Below are 19522 nucleotides of genomic sequence, written 5' to 3'. Positions count from 1 at the left end.
TAAGAATACAAGTTTCTGGTATACGATTAACGAAAGATTAAATTCCATAATCGTATACCAGAAATTTTGTTATTGACCAGCTTCTTTCATCAGTTTCTCTCCTTTCGCAACGGCATCCTCAATTGTACCAACCAGGTTAAAAGCGGCCTCGGGAAGGTGATCGTATTTGCCATCGATGATTTCATTGAAGCCTTTGATGGTATCTTCAATCGGAACCAGAACGCCTTTCAAACCAGTGAACTGCTCGGCCACGAAGAACGGCTGCGATAGGAAGCGTTGTACGCGACGAGCGCGGCTTACAATAAGTTTATCTTCTTCAGAAAGTTCTTCCAGACCCAGAATAGCAATAATATCCTGTAATTCTTTGTAACGCTGCAGAATCTCTTTCACGCGTTGAGCCGTATTGTAGTGCTCATCACCCAGGACTTCAGCGCTCAGAATCCGTGAGGTTGAATCAAGTGGGTCCACCGCAGGATAGATACCTAACTCAGAGATTTTCCGGCTTAATACCGTTGTCGCGTCCAAGTGAGCAAACGTAGTTGCTGGAGCTGGGTCAGTTAAGTCATCGGCAGGTACGTAAACCGCCTGTACCGACGTAATAGAACCCCGTTTGGTCGACGTGATACGTTCCTGCATCACACCCATTTCGGTAGCCAGCGTTGGTTGGTAACCTACGGCCGATGGCATCCGACCTAACAGAGCCGATACCTCTGAACCTGCTTGCGTAAAGCGGAAAATGTTATCAACGAAGAACAGGATATCACGGCCAGCGCCTTCGCCATCCCCATCGCGGAAGTGTTCTGCAATCGTCAGACCTGACAGAGCAACGCGAGCGCGGGCTCCCGGCGGTTCGTTCATCTGACCGAATACGAAAGTTGCCTGACTTTTCGTCATTTCTTCCAGGTCGACTTTGGTCAGATCCCAGCCACCTTCTTCCATCGAATGCTTGAAGCCTTCACCGTATTTGATGATACCGGCCTCGATCATTTCACGTAGCAGATCATTTCCTTCACGAGTACGTTCGCCTACACCCGCAAATACGGATAGACCCGAATACGCTTTCGCGATGTTGTTAATTAACTCCTGAATCAATACGGTTTTACCAACACCGGCACCACCGAAAAGACCGATTTTACCACCTTTTGCGTAAGGCTCAAGCAGGTCAATGACTTTGATACCCGTGAAAAGTACTTCGGTGGACGTAGCTAAATCCTCGAATTTTGGCGCGCTACGGTGAATGGGCAGACCAACGCCGGTAGATTTTGGTTGAGGAATACCATCAATGGCCTCGCCAACTACGTTGAACAGACGCCCCCGGATGCCTTCACCCGCAGGCATGGTGATTTGAGCGCCAAGGTCAATTACGTCTAAACCACGATACAATCCGTCCGTTGAGTCCATAGCGATAGCCCGAACGCGGTCTTCGCCGAGGTGCTGCTGAACTTCCAGAATTACTACCTGTCCATTAGCTTTCGTTACTTTGAGAGCGTCCAGAATGGCGGGAATTCGTGAGCCTTCGCCCTCAAAACTCACGTCCACAACCGGCCCGATTATTTGCGTAATCTTACCTGTATTGACTGCCGTTGCCGTTGTCATTTGTATATACTGTAGCTTATTTGAAAAGTTGCCCATTGTTTGGGACTGCAAAATTAGGAGAAAAACAGCGTAAGGTCAAGGAACATGTTACTCATTTTCCGACTGAATACGGACAGAATACCTTTGGCAATTAGGTTTTTACGGCAAAAAGTAAACAAAAACCGTCTGGAGCGGATTTGTACAAAAGTTAGTTGACGGTTGCTAGTCGCTAGTCTTCATTCAATAGTAAGCGGATGGCTTATACGTATTGATTGCTATCGACTGGCAACCTGCAGTTATTTACTCAAGACTTCTTTACATGCTTCAACAACGCTCAAGCGGTTTATTGCTTCATATTACGTCGCTTCCATCGGCGCATGGCATCGGTGATTTAGGACCCGAAGCGTATCGTTTCGCTGATTTTCTGGAAGCGTCTGGCCAAACGTACTGGCAGATTTTACCACTGACTCCCGTTGATCCTGGTGCCGGTTTCTCCCCGTATAGCAGCCCATCGGCCTTCGCTGGCAATATTCTGATGATCAGCTTGGAAAAACTGGTCGAGGAAAAGTTGCTGACTCAGGATGAACTGGACGTATTTAACGAACAACCCATCCAGGACGTAACGATAACCGAACCCCCCACCACATCGGGCGATACAACGCCAGCAATCATGGCCGGGCCGCTCATACTGGCTCCTAACACGATGCATGCGGCCTGGATAAAAAAAAGGCCGCTTCTCCAGCAGGCAGCAGAAGCTTTCCTGCGCGACGCAACGCCTGCCCAACGTAGTGATTACGATCGTTTTTGTGTCTGGCAGGCCGACTGGCTAAACGACTATGCTCTCTTCACAGCTTTGCAGGAAGAAACCGGCGAACCAAACTGGATACGTTGGCCAACGGAACTCGTCCGTCGAGACCCGGTAGCGCTGGCTCGTCAGGCTAAACTGCTGCACAGTCGAATTGACGTAGTAAAAGTGCTTCAGTATTTTTTTCTGCGTCAGTGGAATGAACTAACAGCTTATTGTTTTGAGCGGAAAATTCATATGGTTGGTGATATTCCGATTTATGTTCAATTCAACAGCGCTGATGTCTGGGCAAATCCAACCTTATTCAAGCTCGATGAGAATCTACAGCCGCTGTTTGTCGCTGGAGCCCCGCCCGATTATTTTAGTGAATACGGCCAGCGTTGGGGTAATCCTATCTACGACTGGACTGAACACGAACGTACTGGCTTTGCCTGGTGGATGCATCGGTTGCGGCATCAAATGTCACTGTACAGCTTGACGCGGCTTGACCATTTCCTGGGTTTTGCCGTTTACTGGGAAATACCCGCTAATGAACCAACGGCTCGAGTAGGGGAGTGGATAAAAGCGCCGATCGAAGCGTTTATGCATTCCATGCACCGACAATTTGTGAATTTGCCCATCATTGCCGAAGATCTGGGGGCCAAAGCGGCTGAAATACAGCCCTATCTACGGCACTATGGTATTCCGGGGATGCGCGTCATTCAGTTTGGGTTTGGCCACGACATGGCGACATCGACGTATGCTCCTCACAATCATACCGAAAATTTTGTAGTGTATTCAGGAACGCACGACAACAATACGACCCTGGGCTGGTTCCGGGAATCTGATGAGATGCACCGTCAGCGAATGAATAACTATCTCGGCTTTAAAATCACGGAGAAGAACGTAGTGGATCAGGTTTGTCGATTGACGATGCAGTCGGTGGCTCGTCTGGCCATTATGCCCGTTCAGGATATTCTGAATCTCGACGAAACAAACCGGATGAATACGCCGGGTTTGGGTGGACGTAGCTGGCAATGGCGCTTACAACCGGGTCAGTTGACGAAAGCCGTAGCGACAAAATTATTGAAGCTGACCCGAATGACAGGAAGGGGATAAATAGCTTTAGCGCAAGCGGGCTGAGTGGTGTTGAGTGGTGTCAGGTTCTGAACCTGACACCACTCAACACCACTCAGCCCGCTTGCGCTAAAACTGTTACGTCAAACCAGTTCCAACTCCTGCAAGTGCTGGTCTATGAATGCCAATTCATCATCAGAAAGCGTAACGTTAATAGCCTTTGCATTCTGAATGGCCTGTTCCTCATTTCGCGCACCGACCAAAGCTGCTGTAATACCAGGTTGTTCGATAGTCCAGCGAATGACCAATTGACTCAGACTCGCGTTTTTTTCGTTGGCCAACGGCTTTAATTTGTCTAAAAGATTATCCGCCTGGATAATGTTCTCCCGTTTGAAAAAACGATAATTCGTCCGGTGATCTCCTTCCGCAAACTGGTGATCGGGTTTTATTTTTCCAGTCAGTAAACCCCGCTCCATCGGGCTATAGGCCAGAATTCCCTTACTATTTTCAAGACAATACGGCACCAGCGTTTCATCAATACTCTGATTGAGCATACTAAAGGGCACCTGATTAGACGCCAGCTTCACGACCTTTTCAGCGCGTTGCATTTGTTCCGCCGTGTAGTTGCTCACACCGGCCTGCCGTATTTTTCCCTGCTCAATTAACCGCAGTATGGCCTCCATGCTCTCTTCAATAGGTGTGGTTTTATCCGGCCAATGCATCTGGTACAAGTCGATATAATCCGTACCCAACCGCTTTAAGCTGTCTTCGCATTCTTTAATGATACTTTCCTTGCCAGAGTATTTGTAAACATCAATCGGGTTACCCGCATTGTCCTGACTTTTAAAGCCAAAATCACCTTTGGTTAAATCCCAGCGCATGCCATATTTTGTCAGAATCTGCACTTTGTCACGTGGTATCCCCTTAATCGCTTCCCCAACAATTTCTTCGCTATCGCCCTGTCCGTAAACGGGTGCTGTATCAATAGACGTAACGCCGAGATCGTAGGATGCTTTGATCGCGTTGATGGCATCTTTCCGTTCAGTGCCGCCCCACATCCATCCACCAACTGCCCAGGCGCCGAACGTAATGGCAGAAATCTGTAAATCAGAATCGCCCAGTTGTCTATAGTCCATATGTCCTCATTAAAAAGTTGAAATCCTTTAGTAAAAGTGAAACGGTATTTTTTTGTTTAGTAAAGTATGGCTGCGTCTCACCAATTTTGACGGTTCATAGGGGTGTTTACCTACAAGGCACTAACTAACTGTTCAGCGCGTTTTTGTTTCATGTCATCTTTATTTTTCTGGAAAGACTGGAGTCGTCCGTACCGATTTGCATACGTAGCCAGCCTCATTCTATTCATTATCAGTATCATTCTGTTCGCTATTGCCTGGGCTCGGGGCCTGGGTAACGTTGTCCGCTGGGACGTATTGAGCGAGTTGAATGAGCTACCCGTTACGTTCCACACGTTCTCTGACGGTCTTCTCGACTATGCCGTGAATGGAAAAGCCTATGCCGTTTCCGAACAATTTGTGGCGGGAGCCATGCACGTGCGCCCGGACGTAGCGACTGCTTTTCTAGTTGGAATAAGCATAGCGTTTGTCTTGTTGATGAGCGCCATCACCCGATTCGACCGACTCCGGTATCTAGTTAGCATGGGTATTTTAATTCTGGGTCTGGCTTTTTTTCGGTGGGAAATGCTCGAAATTCCCGGCTTAGGGGGCAATTATCTGTTCTTACTATTAGCTTTCCTGTTTGGCTCACTGAGCTATTATTTTCATGCCTTCCGTTCCGACTATCCGATCATTATCCGACTCGCTACGTTTTGTCTGCTGACACTTCTTGTTTCAGTCGGTTTAGGCGCGTTATCGCCCGTGAAGTTCCCGGCCCTGATAATCGTGAGTTATGGAATGCCTGTATTGCTGGCTTTCAGTGCGGGGTTTATTTTCTTTATCGCCACCGAAATCATTGCCGCACTAGTCTGGCTGACAACCGTCGGACGCTCGGAAGAAAACAATACGCCTATAAGTTCAAGACGTGTCTTGGGTATCAACAACTTATTGTTTATCAGTGGATTATATTTGGTCAATCTGGCGCTGATCTGGCTTAAAAACACAAAATACATTGATTGGGACGTACTGGCGATTAGTCCATTTGTCCTTTATCTGATTTCGTTAGTGCTGGGCATTTGGGGATTCCGACGATTAATTCAGCAACAGGACGTAGTGTCTTTCCGTGACGGAGGAGCTTTTTTGTATGCAGGTTTCGCTTTACTAACGACCCTCACGATGACCTACGCATTTGCCACAGCGAATGACCCACTGGTAGAAATGTTCGAGGATGTGATTGTTTACACGCATTTAGCCATGGGTATCGTGTTTGTGGCATACGTACTGATCAACTTCTGGCCAATCTATCAACAGAATCTGCCGGTTTATCGGATTTTGTACAAACCGAAACGGCTCGAACTTAGCCTTTTCCGAATTGTCGGTTTCGTCGGTTTTATTATTCTGCTCGCGTCTGGGGGCTTGATTACGTTCCGGCAAGGAGTAGCGGGTTATTACAACGGTCTGGGCGATTATTACACAGTGAGTAATGAGTTAGCATCGGCAACGGCATTTTATCAGCAGGCGCTGGAACAGGAGTTTCAGAATCATAAATCGAATTATTCGCTGGCGTCCCTGGCGTTAACGCAGAATAACCAGACGGCAGCCGCTTATTATTACCAGCAGGCTTTGTTGAAGCAACCTAATCCGCAGGACTACGCTGGACTGAGTCAGACGTATCTTCAGACAAACCTGTTTTTTGAGGCCGTTAAAACGCTACAACGAGGCATTCGGGCATTTCCAAAAAATGGCGAATTGCAGAATAACCTGGGTTTCCTTTACGCCCGAACCAGCATAGCCGATTCAGCTTATTATTATCTCAAAGCTGCCGCTGATTATGCTGATCAGGATGACGTACCGGAGTCGAATTTATTGGCTTTTTATGCTCGTAACCCGAAAGTCCTGGCTGCGGATTCAACGCTGGCCAACAGTGCAACGGAGTCTTCCTACGAATCATATCAGGCGAATACGCTGGCACTTCGGTTGGTTGCTCAAATCGACACAACACAGCCCAGCCAGCCAGAATGGTTAACGGGTGAATCAGCGAAACAAGGTCTGAGCGTCGGTCGATTTGCCAGTTTGTACAACTACGCCCTGGCGAATAAACGTGCTGATTCAACGCTGACAAATACGTTGCAACGGCTTTCGATCGATCCTGTCAATCAGGATTTTACGGATGATTTATTGCTGGCCCGTGCTGTCACTGAATACAAACGCCACAATCATCCGGTCGCGTTCGATCTGATGGGGCAGTTGGCAGAAGGTGACGAGCAGAATGGCGCTGCCTACCGTTCGATAACCGGCTTATGGTTATTGGAGCAAGGGCTTTACCATCGGGCGGCTGACACATTTAGTTACAACTCCGACACGACGTCGATTTATTACCGGGCTATGGCGCTAACGAAAGCGAATGATCCCGTCCTGGCGCAGTCGCTTTGGGAAGCAGCCGCCAAAAGCGATCCTGCAGTAGCTGCCATTAAACAGGTGTATTATCAGGAGCGTAAGCCACAAACAGATGTAGAAAAAGCCTTTTATGCTACGTATCGACTCGACGACCCAAACCGGGGTGCCTATTGGGAAACGATTCAGGAACCGAGTCTGAAAACCGTTGCGGGCGTTGCGCTGACAAACAATTTTCTGGATCAGCTCCAATGGCGAAATGCGCAACTGGTTTTGGCTGGTATTCCCGATTCTTCACAGGTCAGTCCGGTTGCTTTGTCGCAACGTAACGTCGTCGCGATACGTTTGGCGGCCTTCCGACGAAGTGTTGGTGCTGCTGAAACTATGGCGAAGAAGCTTATTTTGCCCAATTATCAGGCCGAGCGTGATTATTGGCTGGGCCAGACCTATGAACGTACACACCGGGTTTCACAGGCCCGACAAGCGTATCAGCAAGCTCTGAAATTAGCGCCGTTAAATGCTCAGATTGTTACGTCGGTTGCGCAGTTCGAACAGCAGCAGAAACAAACCCGAAAGGCTTATGAGTTGGTACTGACAGCCCTACCGTTCAACGAAGACAAGGCAGACCTGCTTAAAACATACGTTACGTTATGTTTGGATTTGAGTTTGTTCGATTATGCCGAAACGGGCCTGGAAAAGTTACGAGCCGCAACCACACCCACCGATTATCAGGCGTTTTTGGTAACTTATCAGCAGAAATTAGCGTCAATCGAAAACAGTCGACAGAAATTCCTGCAATAGAGTAGCTTTGTTTACACCGAAACGAACGTCAGATGAGCCGGAAATTGACTTGGGTAAAAGAAGCTTTTAGCCACGAGGTTAGTATTCTGCAAAATGAGCAGGCAATTGGTGGTATGCACCGAGATTGGTTCGGTCAGGATGTAGAGGCTCATTTGAACGAAACTCACCTTCGGTTCGACGTAACAGGATTTTTAGTTCACTCGGTCAACGTTCACGATCTAAATGCTGATAATCAGATTATTGGTCAGATTGAATTTAGCTTCGGCAAGCGGGCTGAGCTTAACTTGTCATCGGGCGGGAGCTATCTTTGGAAACGGCATAACGTATTGATGCGGGAGTGGGATATGATTCGGGAAACCGCCGATGGAGCGCCCGAAAAAGAACTCATCAATTATGACTTAACGCGCCGGTTCTTTGAAGATCACGGCGATATTATCGTTAATGAAAACGCGTTGACGCCCACTACCGAAGTTATTATTTTAACGGGTCTGTTTATTCGAAATTATTTTCAACGTCGCCGTAGACGACTTGCCGGAGTAGCAGCCGCCGGTGCTGCCGTCAGATAAACTCAGTGTATATGAATATTATCGAAACTCGTACTATCGCCAAACGCTACGTAATGGGTACCGAAGTGGTTGATGCCCTCAAGTCCATTACAATTAGCATTCAGAAAGGCGAATACGTAGCGTTTATGGGTCCGTCTGGCTCAGGTAAGTCTACCCTGATGAACATCGTCGGTTGTCTGGATTCGCCCACGTCGGGCCAGTATATTCTGAATAATCAGGACGTTAGCGGCATGGGTGAGAATGAATTGGCCGAGGTACGTAACAAAGAAATTGGCTTCGTCTTTCAGACCTTTAACCTACTACCCCGCCAAACGTCGCTCGAGAACGTAGCGTTACCACTTATTTATGCAGGCTACAACAAAGCCGATCGTACCGAAAAAGCGATGCTTGCGCTGAAGAACGTTGGTCTGGAGAATCGGGCTGGTCACCGCCCGAACGAACTGTCGGGTGGACAGCGGCAACGGGTGGCTGTAGCGCGGGCTCTGGTGAATGACCCAAGCATTTTGCTTGCCGATGAACCAACAGGTAACCTGGATAGCAAAACGTCCTACGAAATCATGGATCTTTTCGATCAGATTCATAGCAAAGGCAATACGGTTATCATGGTAACCCACGAAGAGGACATCGCCGAATATGCCCACCGCATTGTCCGGTTACGCGACGGCTTGGTTGAAACGGACCGGATTAATACTACTATACGCAAAGCCAATACGTTGATACAATCAGTAGAGTAATTGAATGAATCAGGTTACAGTCAAATCGTTATCTTTAGACTTGCTTAACCCAATCCATCGTACACTCTATGCTCCGTAACGTTCTACTTACGCTTCTTGGCATTTTAGTCTTCATTCAATTTTTCAGACCCGAGAAAAACCAGGCCGAAGGGTTATCGCCCAATGACATCACGACGAAATATGCCGTACCCGCCAATGTTCAGGGTGTTTTGAAGAGGTCATGTTTCGATTGCCATTCCAATAACACGACCTACCCGTGGTACGACAATATTCAACCTGTGGCCTGGTTTCTGGCCAATCACATCAAAGAAGGCAAAAGCGAACTCAATTTTTCAGAATTTGCTACGTATCCGCCCAAGAAAGCACGCCATAAACTCGAAGAAGTGGGCGAGGCTGTTACGGATGGCTGGATGCCTTTGGGTTCCTATCTCTGGATTCATCAGGACGCCAAACTCAAACCCGAGGAGGCTAAACTAATCGCTAGTTGGGCTAGTGGCCTACGGGAACAAATTCAGGTACCCGCTGGCGAAGAGGAAGAACATCATCACGAAGAGCCTTAAAAGGAATGCCAGAGTTGAGAGCTCTGGCATTCCTTTTTTACATATTCACCACATATTATGCAGCACTCACTTCATTGACTACGTCCTGCCACTCTTTCATTTCGGGGATGCCGGGTTTACGTTTACCAAACACCAGCGCAATGCTATTCCCTTCTTTATCAAACAGATCGAGGCCCGTTACGATACCGTCCTTCGTTGGTTTGCGGGTTATCCAGATGCTGTTGATCTGATCTTCGCGCAGGTGCATGTTGAACTCCGGGTCCAGTACGTTGTACCATGGTCCCATACTAACCAGCTTATTAACCGGACCGGTATGAATCTGAATACAGCCCGGACTCGACGCAAAAATCATGATCGGTAATTCACGCTCGGCAACCGTTTCGAAGATCTTTTTGAGTTGATCGACGGAGATTTGTTCCGAATGGCCTTCCGGCGCCAGACGAATGCCCTCTTCCCGATCAAGTTTATACTTCCGCAGAAGACCAAAAAATTCGTGGGTATCCTGCATCGCTAACCAGCTCTCCTGAAATGCCTGAACGTCAACATCTTCCTTAGACGTCTCCGCTTCTTTTTCCGGATAAGGCACCGTAACGATGGTTTCTGTTTGGTCAGCGGCAAGATATTTCTGGACGAGTGCGTCATAAGCCGCTACGTCTGAATTGTCGGTTAAGTAAATTTTATGTACCGCAGTCCCATCCTGATCGAAAAACTGAAGACTTTTTCGACCATTTTCATCGACGGCAAACCCAAAATGCCAGTGCGACATAAACAGACGCAGGTCAATGTCCGGACCGAGTACCAGACCGGTATGATCGTTAAACGAAACCTTTTCGTATACGCCCTTCCGTTCGTGTACGATGTTGTCGTTACGTGTCAGCGCCATGACATAGCCCAGTGTTGGTACATCTTTCAGTAGTTCACGGAAATCGCCTTCTAATCGCTGGACCGTTTCGCCAAGTTGCGTAGCCAGCAAATCGGCTTCACTCACGCCCAGTTGTTTGGCGGCATCCCGAATTCTGGATTTCGGATTCTCTTCTTTGAACGCATCCCAGCGTTCCTTAAGGGCTTGTGTTGTAATCATTTCGTATTAATGGTTTGGTCAGTAACGATCAGAAAATTGATTTTGCTGCGGAATCACCATCGGGCAATCCATTTCGGGATGCTCAACGAGCCACACATTCAGATTAAATACACGCTTAATAATGTCCACCGTAATTACGTCCTGGGGAGCACCGATGGCCTCCACCTTACCGGAACGTAGCATCACGATTTGATCAGCGTATTGAGCTGCTAAATTCAGGTCGTGCAGAATCACTATGGCACAAAAGCCTTTTTGGGTAAACTCACGAGCCAGTTCCAGCATCTGGTGCTGATGCAGAAGATCAAGGCCCGTAGTGGGTTCGTCCAGAAATAAAATGCCCCTAGGTACGTCCCAGATTTGTGCCAGTACGCGGGCCAGTTGCACCCGCTGTTGCTCACCCCCCGACAACGTCGTGAAAACGCGGGATGCAAACTCCCACATGCCTACTTTTTTGAGTGCCATTTCGGCAACAAAGTAATCATGCTCCGACGGGTGAAAATCTGAATGAGGATACCGGCCCATCAGGACCAGCTCACTCACTAAAAATGGAAAGACGACTGAATTCTGCTGCGGTAGAACGGCTCGGAACACCGAAAGCTCTTTCTCCGAATACGTATCAATACCTTTGTCGAGAAGGCGGATTTCGCCACCAGACGCTTTCAGTTCGCGGGTACACAACTTGAGCAGTGTCGATTTTCCCGCTCCATTCGACCCAACAATCGCCAGCAATTCACCCGGATTGGCGCGGAACGTAACGCCATCGAGTAATTTTCGATTTCGTATCTGGTACGATATATCTCTGACTTCCAGCATATTGATTTACGCGATTGTCCGACGTCTTTCCCGAAACAAAATCCACAAAAACACCGGCGTTCCGATTAAAGCGGTCAGGATGCCAATCGGTAGTTCGGCTGGCGCCACCAGCGTTCTCGCCAATGAGTCAGCCAGCGTCAGTACGATAGCCCCGCCCAAAGCTGATCCTGTCAGTACACGGCGATGGTCGGAACCGACTCCCATCCGTATTAGATGCGGAATCACCAGACCCACAAAGCCGATAATGCCCGCAACAGCTACGGACGTACCAACCGCCATTGTGGAAAAAATAATGACCTGACGCTTGATACTCTTTAAATTAACGCCGAGCATACTCGCCTGACTTTCGCCCAAGGCTAATAGGTTCAACGATTTCGCTAAGCGGGGAATGCACACCAGGGCGACAGCGGTAAAGGGTAAAATAGCCAGCACGGATGTCCAGCTCGCACCGCCCAGACTCCCTAAGCTCCAGAACGTAATGTTACGTAGTTGCTCGTCAGTGGCCAGGTACGTCATGATACCGGTCAGTGCCCCCGATAACGCATTAATAGCAATACCCGTTAGCAGCATGGTTGTGATCACGTCTTTCCCCGCCACACGAGCGATACGATACACTAAGAAAGCGGTGGCACAAGCGCCCGCAAACGCCACTACCGACAAAGCATACATGCCCAGTACACCCGTCATTGTCTGGAAAAGCTTCACTTCCAGCACAATCATCATCACGGCGGCTAACGATGCTCCTGACGAAATGCCAATCAGACCCGGATCGGCGAGTGGGTTTCGGAAAAGTCCCTGAATGGCCGCGCCGGAAATGGCTAAACCAGCGCCAATAAGCACCGCCAGACAGACTCTGGGCAGCCGAATGGCCAAAAGGATAGCCTCTTTTGTTGAATCAACTTCGACGGAATAGCCGAACGATTTCACAATAATCAGTCCGATCTCATAAGGCGTTACGTATAGGGCACCCACCCCAACCGATACGATGAGCGTTACCAGCAACGTAACGACCAAAGCTGGCATCAGCCACGGATTGATAACCGTTTTGATAACCGATTTCGATGCCTGGTGCGTAGTGGGAGAAGAACGGATTGTTGCCGTGGTATCCATCAAACTTATACTTTAGGCTTCTGCGAAATCTTTTGGGTCAATTCCTGCAACGCTTTTCCTAAACGAGGAGAGAAACCCGTCAGCAGATGACCATCCATAACGATGATACGTCCATTTTTGCCGGCATTCGTCTGAGCAATACCCTGAACTTCCGCCAGGCCCTCAGATCCGCCCAGACTTTCCAAACCGCTGTCGAACAGTAAGATAACGTCGGGATTTGCCGTAACAAGGGCTTCCGCGGTAAGTGGTTTGTAATTATCGAAACTGGACGTAGCGTTGACGCCACCCGCCAGTTCAATCATTTTGTCAACCTGCGTCCCCCTGCCCGATACCATCATCGTACCCGTACCACGCGCATAAATGAACAGCACTTTCGGATTACCGACCGCTTTCTTAACCTGTGCCAGATCGGCGTCTAGTTTCTTGATCAGCGGTTTGGCTCTCGACGTTACCTGACACGTATTGGCAATATCCTGAATCAGTTTCTTTGTTCCGGCTACGCTATACTCCTGCTGGAACGTAATGACGTTAATGCCCGCCGATTTGATCTGCTCAATTACTTCGGGTTTCGTTCCGGCATTCACGGAAGTCAGTACGAGTGTAGGCTTTAAGGAAATAACACCTTCAGCCGAAATGTTCCGGTTGTGACCAACTTTTGGCAGCTTTTGCAGAGACTCGGGATACGTACTGGTCACATCGACACCGATCAAATGCGATTGTAAGCCCAAATCACAAAGAATTTCACTCACCGTACCATCCAGCGAGACGATTCGAATGGGTTCCTCTTTCGGTGATTTATTCGCGAGAGCAGGCTGATTACTGACGAGCAAACCCATCAGCAGGCAACCCAGCCACGTAGTAAAGACAGACAGTTTTTTCATCATTAATATCGTTTTATAGTATTTATGTAGCGTGGCTCTTCAGGCCGCGTAGCCGTCAGGCTAAAAATTTTCGGCTACCCCATTAGCCCGACGGCTACGCGGCCTGAAGAGCCACGCTACGTATTGTTAGATTGCTTGTTTAACCAGCTTGAATTCAACCTTAGGCTTGCCGCGTTCGCCACCGTCTTGTGTAGCGAAGCTGATGAATTTCAGCTTATAAACGTTTCCAGTGGCATCCTTGATGACGTAGAACCGATCCGTTCTTACGCCCGTTTGTGTCGGGCTAGCCACTCGCCAGTTCGAACCAATAACCACTTTGTCGTTTTTGAACGTAGTGGTGGCAATGTTACTTTCGGCATAAGCATCATACGTAACAGCGCTGGTCATGACTTCAGCAGCCGTAACACCACCCAGATGGTTAATGAATATCTGATCGGCGAAATAGTATGGAACATCAGCAGTGCCAAAGTTGGTTTTGTACATGGCACCCGTCCAGACGAAATCCCATCGAGCCTTGGCAGGCTCTACATCTACTACCGCTCCGGTATCGAATGACACGAATTTGAAGTTATAAGCCGCATCTTTTGGTACAGAAACGGTCTTGAATGTCGTTTCCTTAATTCCTGCATATTGTAGCGTATAGCCCGTAGTGCCATTACGTAGTATGCGCACTTTCATCCAGCCCTTGGCCGCTACTCCGCCACTCGTACCCCTGTTGATGATATATACTTTGTTTTCGGCGTCAGTTGCCGAAACGGGTGCAATTACCGTTTTGGTTAGATCGCCTGATACATCGTCAAGCAGCACCATCGTTGCTGGATCGGGATTCGTACCGCTAAAAGCTAGATTCAGCCCTACCGTATCGGCGGCTGTTACCTGCGCCAAGTCAGTCTTGTTCAGTGCCGTAGCAGCTGCCCCCGTCATGTTATTCAGAATCACCCGGAAGTCGGTACCCGAATAAAAGCCTAAATCCCAGGCTGCCCGACGTATTGGTGTGGAAGTATTATTGCTCAAATCGGCAAACACCGAGTTTACGGCGCTGGAACCGCCTGTTCCGCCGTCAAGCGTCAACGTAGTACCCGTTGAAACAATCGAGGTGAATTTAACTTTGAGGCTTTTCGTCGTACCGACTAAAACGGGGCTTGTTGCCGACGCGATGGCCAGATCGACCGTTTCTGTGCCACTGAGGAAGATATTGTCAGTTTTCGTCAGTTTAAACGACGTTTCGCTACTACCGGCTGGCACCGTTAGTGCAAGGACATTACCATTCGCTGCCGGGGTGGTTGTAAACTGGGTTCCGTAGGCGATACCGGTTGGCGTTATCTGAACGGTTATGGGCGTAGCGGCATCAACAGCACGTGACAATTTTAGCTTGATCGTCGCTTCTTTCGTGGCAGCATCCAGGCCCTGTTCGGCGCTTTCAAACTGTACTACGTTGTCTGGTAGTGGTGGATCACTCTCCTTACAGGCATTTAACGCACTTATCGCCAGAACGAGCATGAATACAATAATCCGTTTCATATGAGTTAACTTTTTGTGGGACTGGAACTTTGATAATTAGGTTTATTAATTGGTGGTTAAGCGTCCGGTTTCGTCAGGAATGATTAGTTTTTATACCACTGGAACGTAAGGCCAAGGAAGTACGAACGCCCGTAACTTACAGGAGCCGGGCCGCTCGAGCTATGAGCCCCGCCTGTATCGGTAGATGTATTGGCTAGACGCGTAATGTTGAACAGGTTCTTGATTCCAGTCGTGAGTGTCAGACACTTACCAAGACCTTTGGTGATTGTGAAGTCGGCCCAGTGGAAAGGTGCTATTTCAGTTAGGGTTGCCCTCACTTCTCCGTCGGTATTTACCGTTGCCAGATACGTTGGGCGTTTTCCTGAGTATTTGTAGAAAAGACTAAGCTTTGTATCGATCTTTCGCAGGACATAGGTGAAGTTCGAATTGACCTCTGGCGACCATAGGAAGGAAGGAACCTGATTGGCATACATTGTCGTGTCAGGAGCCGTCAGTAAGTTATTGTAGCGACCAATGTAAGAGAAGCCTACGGTAGCACTGAGGTCTTTCCAACTGAATACGTTTTCCAACGTAGCACCCGTCGTTTTGAATTTGTCGATGTTGATATTCATCTGAATGCGGGGGTCGCTGGGGTCGGTACCGTAGCTGATCAGATTATTGAAGACGTTGTAGAAAAAGCCGAGCGTCGATTTAAACCAGGCACTTCCCTGCCAAACCAGCGATCCATTGAAGCTATTCGAATGCTCAGCTTTCAGATTCGGGTTTCCCCGTAACGAGTGGCTGGCATCGAAGAAATTGAAATACAGTTCACGTAACGCGGGCGACCGAAACCCGCGGGCGTAAGCTAAGCGCAGATCCAGGTTTTTCGTGAGGGCGAATTTGGTGTTAAGGGAAGGAATAACCGGTGGGGCGTCGTAAACCGAATTTTTGATGAACCGCAAACCCGGACGAATGCTGATGTTGGCTGTTGGATTGAGCGTCGAAGAGACGAAAAAAGCATAATCGTTAATAGTCGGCGCCCCCAAAATACGCGCGCCCGAAGCTGCGTCCAGATTAATGTCAATACCCGGTTGCAACGAAACGGCCGACGAAACTTTATAGGATACCGTAGCGCGATACGTCTGACTGGCAAATTTTGATAGATCCTGCTCGCCTTCACCCAATGAAAGTGTACGTCGGCCCGTTGTTACATCCAGAATCGTCGTTTGCGTCCGGCGCTGGTAATCCGTGTAGGAAGCCTGGCCATTTAGTTGCAGCCGATCGCTGAGCTTCCAGTCTCCCTGAAGTTGATGGACATAACGATACGTTATATATTTCTGGTCGCGAGCCTGGTGTGTATTTTCATTTTCGGGCCCCTGACTTAGCAAGTTCTCTTTCAGCGCATCCAGCCGGTAATAAATGTTTGTATTATCCGTACGGTAGCCGAACTTACCATGACCGAACAACTGATCTTTGGGGAGCCAGTCTTTCGTGCGGCCTAGAGATTGGCCCTGCCAGCCACCAAACGTATTATTGGTAATACCAGCCGATGCATTCCAGCCTTTCTGTTGCCACGTAACGCCCGCATTCTGAATGTGTACTCCCTGATTAGCCAGAAAATTATAGTCCTGGTTAGCCGTTTCTTCCTGGACTCGGGCGGTAATGCCAAGCCGTTCAGCACCTGGTTTTTTGGTGATGATGTTGACAACACCGGCCAACGCATCGGACCCATACGAAACCGACATGGGTCCTTCTACGATTTCGATACGTTCGATACTGTTAATATCGATCTGATTCAGGCTTTCGCGTGTATCACCCCGATCGACCATGGGCAAGCCATCCAGCAGAATTTTTACGTTACGTCCCGACATCCCCATTAGCTGCACATCGTTGGTTCCTAACGTAAGGTCATTAGAAAAGCGAAAACCCAATTCGTTATTCAGCACACCCATTACGTTCACGGCAGCTCGCAAGCGAATGCGCTCACTATCGATTACGCGTACATTATAAACCGACTTTTTGAGTGATTGAGGTTCGTACTGTCCTGTTACAACAACTTCATTTAGTTGAGTATTAGCCGGTTTCAGGCGGGTTGTAAATTGAGTATGTTTATCTTTTTCTAGAAACACAGGTTCTCGAACGCTCTCATAACCGACCATTGAGATGAGTAATTCGTGCTTTCCTGGAGCTATGTCAGACAAGAAAAAATGCCCATTTCCGTCGGCTGTTGCTCCTTTCTTAGTCCCTTTTATCTGCACCGTTGCCAATGCTCCCGGCGTACCATCCGGTAATAAAATGATACCTTCAATGCCAATCCCATCCGTTTGCTGCGCCCGAAGCGTAGGTACGCTCATAAACAGAAGTAAGCCTAGTTGCAGGAGAAAATAGGTACATGTATTGCTCATAAGTATTACCAACTGATCACCTAAATCTAGCTATCAATATGTAGACTCATTATAAATAGTGCGTAAAGGTAAAGAAAACGTGATTGTGAAATCAAATATTATTTAGAATTTGTCTTATTAAATTATATACCTACTAAAAACGATCAGCGTGCCAGAATGCTATAGCCAAAAAAATAGCCCTCTGTAGGAGGGCTATTTTTAGAGAAGCGAGTCGCTCGTTTATCAGAATCTTAAGCTTTCAGGTTGATTTTTTTGCCCGTTTCAGCGGCCTGGTAAATGGCTTGTAACAAGCGAACATCCCGTAGTCCTTCCTCACCCGTTACGTGATTAGGGAGTTTTTTGCCATCGAGCAGGTCTTTACAGACACCATCCATGTGCGCAGCCTGATGATTTACGACGGGTTGTTCAATCGGTCCTTTGCTGGTTCGGCCTTTAAGTGGGCCATACCCGAACGCAGGTGCCAGTTCAAACCAGCCCTTTTCACAGGAAGCGTAAAGGCGTTCAACGCCTGCTGCGTAACTAGTCGTTGAATTGGAGACTGCTCCGCTTGGAAATTCGAACTGCCAGAACATTGTTTCCTCAACGTCCTTAAACTTTTGTGGATCTGTTTTTGGCGCAAATTGTGCCGTCACCGAAATAGGCTCTTCGCCTGTTACGTAACGCGCGCCCTGCACGGCGTAGATGCCTACGTCCATAAGCGGCCCACCACCGGCCATACTTTTCTTTAAACGCCACTGATTCGGATCGCCACTCCGGAAACCATCGCTACTCTCTACGAATTTAACCGGGCCAAATACTTTTTCCTGGCCCAAGCGCATTATTTCCTTCGTAAATGGCTCGTAATGAAGGCGGTAACCGATTGCCAATTGCTTGTTTGCCTTTTTACAGGCATCAATCATATTCTGACAAGCTTTCGGCATAATAGCCATAGGCTTCTCGCAGATGACATGCTTGCCCGCTTGAGCCGCCCGCACTACGTATTCTTCGTGCATCGAGTTAGGCAGCACGACGTAGACGACGTCGATATCTTTGTTATCAGCAATCCGATCAAAGGTTTTGTAATCATAGACATTAGCCTTCGGAATATTATATTTCTTCATCCACTCCTCTGCCTTGGATGGAGTGCCTGTTACAATCCCCGCCAGGCGGCAATTCTGGGTTTGTTGCAAAGCTGGAGCTAACTGGTTTGTGCTGTAGCCGCCTAAGCCCACGAGTGCTATACCTAGCTTTCGTCCCGGCTGAGCTAAGCCCATAGCGTCAAGCTCAGTACGTAATGAGTAAAGTCCACTGGATTCATGCTGGACAAATTGATTATCGGCATAACCGAGAAGTGGGAGTGATAAGGCCGATGCACCTGCACCCAGATTGCGTAGAAAAGTTCGTCGGGAATTGGATTGCTGATTTTTCATGAACTGTCGGTTGTTGAACGTCATAAAGCTACGCAAGATGGAATACGTACCAGATTCCATAAAAAGCCCCAAAGCTGGAATTTCTACCAGTTTCGGGGCTACATGTTTACGGTTCAAAACTGAGTTTAAACGAGACCAATCTGTATTTCTGTCACACAGTTCGCTGGATTCGCATGATCAACAACAGAATATATCTCCCGAACGTGACCATCACTCTGATAACCCTTCCGATAAAGTTGAGCAAACAGCGCATCGTACACCTCACCAAAGTCGCTCCAGGGGCCTGTATAGACATAAGTTGCGCACCGAAAGGCTGGAAATATGTTATACGAAAATTCCTCGGTAGGCTCGCCCGGTTGATTAATGGGTAAGACAATCTCCAACTGAAATTCATTGGTTTCATCGCTGTTGGCACCTGTATAAATCCATTGAATGGGGCCGGCAGCATGAAGATTAAGGCGAGAGGCTTCCTGATATAGATGTTGAGCAACGCTAGGCACGTATTGCGATAGGGTTAGCAACGTAGTGCGCGTAGTGAACGTGAGGGCGGTAAACGGCTGCGTTTCTTTTACAGATAAAGCGTTTTCTGGAATCGACAGTTGCGTTGTCATGGGTTATTGGGGATTGGTGAATGACTGCAACAAAGGTCGCTTCACATGGTGACAGCCGTATGTCAGTAGGGTTTTATAAAAAGCAGCGAGCCAACCTTATGGGCTGGCT

Annotated in this window: 15 protein-coding genes; 5 read left to right on the top strand and 10 right to left on the bottom strand. The window is 48.3% G+C overall.

The features are described 5' to 3' along the window. Positions 1 to 69: 69 nt before the first annotated feature. The gene (gene atpD, locus IC230_RS04125) at positions 70 to 1596 is read right to left on the bottom strand and encodes a F0F1 ATP synthase subunit beta (protein WP_191037683.1); all 1527 of its coding nucleotides are present in this window, start codon (positions 1594 to 1596) and stop codon (positions 70 to 72) included. A 277-nt stretch (positions 1597 to 1873) separates the two neighbouring features. Between atpD and malQ the strand changes: the two genes are divergently transcribed. Continuing rightward, the gene (malQ, locus tag IC230_RS04120; protein WP_394355465.1) at positions 1874 to 3478 is read left to right on the top strand and encodes a 4-alpha-glucanotransferase; all 1605 of its coding nucleotides are present in this window, start codon (positions 1874 to 1876) and stop codon (positions 3476 to 3478) included. Positions 3479 to 3579: 101 nt separating this feature from the next. Here malQ and IC230_RS04115 read toward each other — a convergent pair whose 3' ends face one another. Further along, positions 3580 to 4572 (bottom strand): aldo/keto reductase, encoded by a 993-nt coding sequence (locus tag IC230_RS04115; protein ID WP_191037681.1) that lies wholly within the window; start codon positions 4570 to 4572, stop codon positions 3580 to 3582. 150 nt (positions 4573 to 4722) lie between these two features. On the opposite strand from IC230_RS04115, the gene IC230_RS04110 reads away from it, so the two are divergent. From IC230_RS04110 to IC230_RS04095, 4 genes are all read left to right on the top strand, one after another. Next, the gene (locus IC230_RS04110) at positions 4723 to 7743 is read left to right on the top strand and encodes a tetratricopeptide repeat protein (RefSeq protein ID WP_191037680.1); all 3021 of its coding nucleotides are present in this window, start codon (positions 4723 to 4725) and stop codon (positions 7741 to 7743) included. A 32-nt stretch (positions 7744 to 7775) separates the two neighbouring features. Continuing rightward, the gene (locus IC230_RS04105) at positions 7776 to 8309 is read left to right on the top strand and encodes a hypothetical protein (protein WP_191037679.1); all 534 of its coding nucleotides are present in this window, start codon (positions 7776 to 7778) and stop codon (positions 8307 to 8309) included. 11 nt (positions 8310 to 8320) lie between these two features. Next, complete coding sequence (locus tag IC230_RS04100; protein ID WP_191037678.1) at positions 8321 to 9043, top strand: ABC transporter ATP-binding protein; 723 nt, start codon at positions 8321 to 8323, stop codon at positions 9041 to 9043. A gap of 68 nt (positions 9044 to 9111) precedes the next feature. Then, the gene (locus IC230_RS04095) at positions 9112 to 9603 is read left to right on the top strand and encodes a heme-binding domain-containing protein (protein ID WP_191037677.1); all 492 of its coding nucleotides are present in this window, start codon (positions 9112 to 9114) and stop codon (positions 9601 to 9603) included. Positions 9604 to 9658: 55 nt separating this feature from the next. Here the strand turns inward: IC230_RS04095 and IC230_RS04090 are convergent, their stop codons facing one another. The 8 genes from IC230_RS04090 to IC230_RS04055 form a co-directional block, all read right to left on the bottom strand. Continuing rightward, on the bottom strand, positions 9659 to 10684 hold the full coding sequence (locus tag IC230_RS04090) for a hemin-degrading factor (RefSeq protein ID WP_191037676.1): 1026 nt from the start codon (positions 10682 to 10684) through the stop codon (positions 9659 to 9661). 18 nt (positions 10685 to 10702) lie between these two features. Continuing rightward, positions 10703 to 11497, bottom strand: a complete 795-nt coding sequence (locus IC230_RS04085; RefSeq protein WP_191037675.1) for a heme ABC transporter ATP-binding protein — start codon at positions 11495 to 11497, stop codon at positions 10703 to 10705. A gap of 6 nt (positions 11498 to 11503) precedes the next feature. Further along, positions 11504 to 12607 carry a FecCD family ABC transporter permease gene (locus IC230_RS04080; protein WP_191037674.1) on the bottom strand — a complete coding sequence of 368 codons (1104 nt, stop codon included), beginning with the start codon at positions 12605 to 12607 and terminating at the stop codon, positions 11504 to 11506. Between the two features lie 5 nt (positions 12608 to 12612). After that, entirely contained in the window at positions 12613 to 13491 is an 879-nt protein-coding gene (locus tag IC230_RS04075; RefSeq protein WP_223860255.1) for a heme/hemin ABC transporter substrate-binding protein, read from the bottom strand. A gap of 123 nt (positions 13492 to 13614) precedes the next feature. Continuing rightward, entirely contained in the window at positions 13615 to 15009 is a 1395-nt protein-coding gene (locus tag IC230_RS04070) for an HmuY family protein (RefSeq protein WP_191037673.1), read from the bottom strand. A gap of 83 nt (positions 15010 to 15092) precedes the next feature. Beyond that, positions 15093 to 17393: a TonB-dependent receptor gene (locus tag IC230_RS04065; RefSeq protein WP_191037672.1), complete on the bottom strand. Its 2301-nt coding sequence runs from the start codon at positions 17391 to 17393 to the stop codon at positions 15093 to 15095. Between the two features lie 230 nt (positions 17394 to 17623). Further along, positions 17624 to 18802, bottom strand: a complete 1179-nt coding sequence (locus IC230_RS04060) for a Gfo/Idh/MocA family protein (RefSeq protein ID WP_191037671.1) — start codon at positions 18800 to 18802, stop codon at positions 17624 to 17626. Positions 18803 to 18927: 125 nt separating this feature from the next. Then, entirely contained in the window at positions 18928 to 19413 is a 486-nt protein-coding gene (locus tag IC230_RS04055; RefSeq protein WP_191037670.1) for a GyrI-like domain-containing protein, read from the bottom strand. Positions 19414 to 19522 lie beyond the last annotated feature (109 nt).

The organism is Spirosoma validum (assembly GCF_014699035.1).
Lineage (GTDB): Bacteria > Bacteroidota > Bacteroidia > Cytophagales > Spirosomataceae > Spirosoma > Spirosoma validum.
Note: the sequence above shows the minus strand (reverse complement) of the source record. Positions and strands in the feature narration are given on the sequence as shown.